The 4,657-nt window shown below is 75.7% G+C and carries 6 protein-coding genes; 1 reads left to right on the top strand and 5 read right to left on the bottom strand.

From position 1 onward, the window contains the following. Positions 1 to 150: 150 nt before the first annotated feature. Genes FA014_RS18105 through FA014_RS18095 form a run of 3 tightly spaced genes read right to left on the bottom strand, consistent with a single transcriptional unit; the run spans position 151 to position 2,322 of the window. Positions 151 to 540 (bottom strand): DUF3040 domain-containing protein, encoded by a 390-nt coding sequence (locus FA014_RS18105; protein WP_154731016.1) that lies wholly within the window; start codon positions 538 to 540, stop codon positions 151 to 153. A gap of 37 nt (positions 541 to 577) precedes the next feature. Next, complete coding sequence (dinB, locus tag FA014_RS18100) at positions 578 to 1,885, bottom strand: DNA polymerase IV (RefSeq protein ID WP_154731015.1); 1,308 nt, start codon at positions 1,883 to 1,885, stop codon at positions 578 to 580. Beyond that, positions 1,882 to 2,322 carry an SAV_6107 family HEPN domain-containing protein gene (locus tag FA014_RS18095; protein WP_154731014.1) on the bottom strand — a complete coding sequence of 147 codons (441 nt, stop codon included), beginning with the start codon at positions 2,320 to 2,322 and terminating at the stop codon, positions 1,882 to 1,884. Before FA014_RS18095 ends, dinB begins: the two co-directional genes overlap by 4 nt. A gap of 267 nt (positions 2,323 to 2,589) precedes the next feature. Between FA014_RS18095 and FA014_RS18090 the strand changes: the two genes are divergently transcribed. After that, on the top strand, positions 2,590 to 3,366 hold the full coding sequence (locus tag FA014_RS18090; protein WP_230323375.1) for a spermidine synthase: 777 nt from the start codon (positions 2,590 to 2,592) through the stop codon (positions 3,364 to 3,366). A 90-nt stretch (positions 3,367 to 3,456) separates the two neighbouring features. Here the strand turns inward: FA014_RS18090 and FA014_RS18085 are convergent, their stop codons facing one another. Both FA014_RS18085 and FA014_RS18080 read right to left on the bottom strand, forming a co-directional pair. Continuing rightward, positions 3,457 to 3,660 (bottom strand): cold-shock protein, encoded by a 204-nt coding sequence (locus FA014_RS18085; RefSeq protein ID WP_154731012.1) that lies wholly within the window; start codon positions 3,658 to 3,660, stop codon positions 3,457 to 3,459. A 302-nt stretch (positions 3,661 to 3,962) separates the two neighbouring features. Then, positions 3,963 to 4,657 (bottom strand): MFS transporter (locus tag FA014_RS18080; protein WP_230323374.1); only part of this gene is annotated, 695 nt, incomplete at its 5' end.

Raw genomic sequence — 4,657 nt, 5'->3', positions numbered from 1 at the left:
GCCACGCGCGTGCGCGCCGCCGCCCCGCGCCGACGACGGCGCGGACGGGGGGCCCGCGTCGGGGGTGGTGGGAGCGCGCGCGGGCCCGCCTCGGCGAGGCGGGCCCGGGTGCGGTCGTGCCGCCGGATCAGGCGGGCGGGAGCGGGGTCGTCAACGACCCTGGTCGCGCCGCTTGTCCCAGCGGTCCTCCATCCGGGACATGAAACCCTTCTTGGCCTTGGGGGCCGCAGGGCGCGGTGCTGTGCTGCCGTCGGGCCGCACGACGCCGACCGGCCCACCACCGTGGCGCGGGCGCGTGAACGCGATCGCGACGGAGGCGAACATGACGACGAAGCCCAGCACACCCAGCCACACCTGCGACTGCGCGGCACCCACCACCAGCAGCAGCAGTCCGACGACGGCACCGATGCCGCCCAGGACATACCGCAGGACCGGCTTACGTCCACGCGATGTCAGCGTGTTCGCGAGCCGGGGATCATCAGACGTGAGCTGACGCTCCATCTGCTCCAGTACACGTTGTTCGTACTCGGAGAGAGGCATTCCAACCCCCGTGCTCCGCCGTCGGGACTACTTCACCTCAGGATAGATGGCCGTCGGCCAACTCGGTAGTCGAGCGCTCCCCCGCAGCGGGTGACCCTGCCGACACCTCGCGCGCGGACCGCCCCACGGCGGGGGTGCCGGCGCCGATGGCCGCGCGGCCGAACCGGGCCCGCACTAGGTCCATCGCCCGCTCGGCCTCGCGCCGCGCATCGGGGTTCGACCCGGCGGCCTCGTCGAGCGTCGGCTGCCGGACGACGTCCGCGGCCGGCATCAGCCCTTCCGCCCGGACCCCGACGAGCCGCACCGGGAGCCCGCCCAGGTCCGCCGCGGCGAGCAGGTCGCGGGCCACGAGGTACAGCTCGCGGCCCACGTCGGTCGGCTGGGCCAGGGTCCGGGACCGGGTCAGCGTCCGGAAGTCCGAGGTGCGGACCTTCACCGCGACGGTGCGCGCGACGAGCCGCTGCGCGCGCAGCCGGCCGGCGCACCGGTCCGCGAGCTCGAGCGCCTTGCTCTCGACCACGCGCATGTCCCGGACGTCGACGGCGAACGTCTCCTCCGCGCCGACGCTCTTCTCCTCCCGGCCCGGCGTGACCGGGCGCGGGTCCCGGCCCCAGGCGAGGTCGTGCAGGTGCGCGCCCGCGACCTTGCCGACGGCGCGCTGCACGACGGACACGTCGCTGTCGGCGAGCTCGGCGACGGTGCGGATGCCCCAGCGCTCGAGCGCCGCGGCCGTCCGCTCGCCGACCCCCCACAGCGCGCCGACCGGCAGCACCCGGAGGAAGTCGAGGGTGGCGGCCCGCGGCACGAGCAGCACCCCGTCGGGCTTGGCGTGCCCGGAGGCGAGCTTGGCGACGAACTTGGTGGCTCCGATGCCGACGGAGCAGGTGATCCCGTGCCGCGCCTGGACCCGCTCCCGGATGATCGCCGCGATCCGGGTGGGGCTGCCGAGCCGGCGCCGGGCGCCGCTGACGTCGAGGAACGCCTCGTCGACGCTCACCTGCTCGACCAGCGACGTGATGTCGTGCAGCACCTCCATGACGCTGCGCGACACCTCGGTGTAGGCGGCGTGGTCGGGCGGGACGACGATCGCCTGCGGGCACATCCGCAGCGCGGCGGCCATCGGCATCGCCGAGTGCACGCCGAACGCGCGCGCCTCGTACGTCGCGGCGAGCACCACCGAGCGCTCGGAGCCCCCGACGATCACGGGCTTCCCGCGCAGATGCGGCCGCCGCGCGAGCTCCACGGAGGCGAAGAACGCGTCCATGTCGACGTGCAGGATGGAGCACCCGTCCTCCTCGGCACCCCAGTCGCGCTTCGCGTCCTGCGACCGCGGGCCGCGGCTCATCCGGCCCGGGCCGCCTCGAGCTCGGCCGCCGCGCTCTCCAGCTCCGCGCGGACCAGGTCCAGGAAGTCCTCGGCGTGGCACAGCACCTGCTCGGCGCGCTCGGCGGACACCGCGTCGAACCGCCCGGCGTCCACGGCGGCGCGCAGCCCGGCACCGGCGGCGAAGTACGCGGACCACCGGCTCATCTCGGGCGCGACCCGGTCGAGCAGCTCCCACACGGTGCGCGGGCCGCGGCGCGCGGACAGCGGCTGCCGCTCGGCGAGCACGGCGGCGCCGGCCCGGAGCGCGGCGAGGTGCGCGTGGGTGAACTGCTCCCAGGGCTCGGAGGAGAACTGGGCCGCGACCAGCTCCGCGTCGGCCCGCTGCAGCAGCTCCGCCGTGCGGCCGGACAGCCCGGGCGCCGCACTCCGCAGGGCACGAAGGGTCTTGACCGGCATCGCGCACCTCCCTCTCTCGACTGCTCCAGTATCGAACACCTGTTCGAACGCGTCAACCCGTACGGTGTCGGAATGGCGTCCCGTGGCCGGTCCGGCCGAACCAGCAGGTCGGACAAGACCGCCGGGGGCCGGCGACCTGCTCCAGAGTCCCACCGACCACCGACACGCGGCCGCGGGTCCGGGTCGGCGCAGGCCTGGCCGGACGGCCCGGTCCCGATCGCCACGGGCACCGCCGAGGTCCAGCGCTCCCCCGACGACCCGGACGCCGTGACCCTGCTCGTGAACGGGGTGCCGAGCTCGCACCTCGACCTGGCCGACCCCGAGCGCCTGGACTTCGAGTACATGCAGCAGATGGCGGCGGTGCTCGACCACCTGCCGCCCGCCGAGGGCCCGTTCCGCGCGGTGCACCTGGGCGCCGCGGGCTGCGCGCTCGCGCGGTGGGGGCACGCGCGGTTCCCGGGCGCCCGGCAGGTCGCCGTCGACCTCGACCCGGTGCTGGTCGCCCTGGTGCGCGACTGGTTCGACCTGCCCCGGTCCCCCGCGCTGCGGCTGCGGGCGGGCGAGGCGCGCGCCGAGCTCGGCACGCTCCCGGACGCGAGCGCGGACGCGGTGGTGCGCGACGTGTTCGCGGGCGACCGCACGCCCCCGCACGTCACCACGGAGGAGTTCACGCGCGACGTCGCCCGGGTGCTGCGACCCGGGGGCGTCTACCTCGCGAACTGCGCCGACCGGCCGCCGCTCGCCCTGGCGCGCGCCGAGGCCGCCACGCTCGGCGCGGTGTTCGGGCACGTCGGCGTCGTCGCCGAGCCCGGGGTGCTGCGCGGCCGGCGGTACGGGAACCTCGTGGTCGTCGGCACGGACGACCCGGCGCTGCTGGCGGACGCCGGGCTGGCGCGGGACCTGCGGTCGCTGCCGGTGCCGGCGCGGCTGCTCGTCGGCGAGGAGCTCGCGGCGTTCGTCGGCCGCGCCGTCCCTCTGCGCGACGCCGCCCCCGAGCTGGAGCCCGACGCCGGCGGGGACGCAGACGTCCTCCCGTCGGCCTGAACCGGGCCGGCGGACGAACGCGGACGAGGCCGCACCCCTCGGGGGTGCGGCCTCGTCGTGCGATCGCCCCTGCGGGGGCGGACCGTCAGATCAGAGCGGGCGGACCTGCTCCGCCTGGGGGCCCTTGGGGCCCTGGGTGATCTCGAACTCGACGCGCTGGCCCTCCTCGAGCGAGCGGTAGCCCGAGGAGTCGATGGCCGAGTAGTGCACGAAGACGTCGGCGCCGCCGCCGTCCTGGGCGATGAAGCCGTAGCCCTTCTCAGCGTTGAACCACTTGACAGCACCCTGTGCCATGTTCTTGTCCTTCTGTCCATCCGGTGACGGTGCCGGGAACTCCCCGGACCGTGCCGCAATGCCTATCCCGCGTCCTGCACCGGGTGGACCAGCCGGATGGCTGGAAGGTACCGCGCGGGCGTCCCCGGAGGGGGCCCGACCGGCGCCGGTCAAGCGTCAGTACGTCACTGCAACACGGCGATCCTCTCACGCAGGTCATCGCGACGCCACGGTTCTTTCCGGCCCGATGTCGCGTCGATCACAACGATCCGGTCACGGCGCGGTCACAGCACGACCACACCGACCGACCGGTCGGGAGGGGTTCAGACCGCGAGCCCCGGGTGCGCCCGCCTGGCCGACCGGCGGCCGAGCAGCATCGCCCCGACGCCCAGCGCCCACGGCACGGCCACCCAGGCGAACGCCGCCCGGAACGCGTCGAGGTCCCGCGCGCCGCCCCCGGCGCCGCCCCCGGATGCGGCGTCGAGCACGATCCCGACGACGAGCATCGTCGCCAGCGCGCCGACGAACCCGCCGGTGTTCACGAAGCCGGTCGCCGTGCCGAGCCGTCGCGGCGGCGTGCACGAGCGCGCGACGTCGAACGCGACCAGCGACGTCGGGCCGCCGACCGCCACCACGACCACGAACGCGCACAGCACCGCGAACGGCACGGGCGTCGACGGCAGCGTGACGGACAGCCAGGCCAGCCCGATCGCCGCCGACGTGCCCAGCGCCAGCGGCATCCGCGCACGCGGGTGCCGGCCGACGACCACGCCGATGACCGGCCCGGCGACGACCGCGGCCACGACGTTGAGCGTCAGCAGCGCGCTGGCCTCGCCGGGCGTCCGTCCCTGGCCCTCGACGAAGAACGCGTACCCCCACAGCAGCACGACGACGTGGTTGCTGAACTGACCGGAGAAGTGCATCCAGAAGGCCAGCCGCGCCCCGGGGTCGCCGAGCACCGCGCGCAGGGCCCCGGGCTCGCGCGGCGCACGCGCCCGCGCCGGGCGCCACCGCCGGC

This window comes from Cellulomonas hominis, assembly GCF_005239125.1.
GTDB classification, from domain to species: domain Bacteria; phylum Actinomycetota; class Actinomycetes; order Actinomycetales; family Cellulomonadaceae; genus Cellulomonas; species Cellulomonas hominis_A.
Note: the sequence above shows the minus strand (reverse complement) of the source record. Positions and strands in the feature narration are given on the sequence as shown.

What these genes read in the sequence shown, in the direction of transcription:
- FA014_RS18105 (WP_154731016.1), bottom strand. Translation starts at nt 540, where the DNA reads ATGCCTCTCTCCGAGTACGAACAACGTGTACTGGAGCAGATGGAGCGT.
- dinB (WP_154731015.1), bottom strand. Translation starts at nt 1,885, where the DNA reads ATGAGCCGCGGCCCGCGGTCGCAGGACGCGAAGCGCGACTGGGGTGCC.
- FA014_RS18095 (WP_154731014.1), bottom strand. Translation starts at nt 2,322, where the DNA reads ATGCCGGTCAAGACCCTTCGTGCCCTGCGGAGTGCGGCGCCCGGGCTG.
- FA014_RS18085 (WP_154731012.1), bottom strand. Translation starts at nt 3,660, where the DNA reads ATGGCACAGGGTGCTGTCAAGTGGTTCAACGCTGAGAAGGGCTACGGC.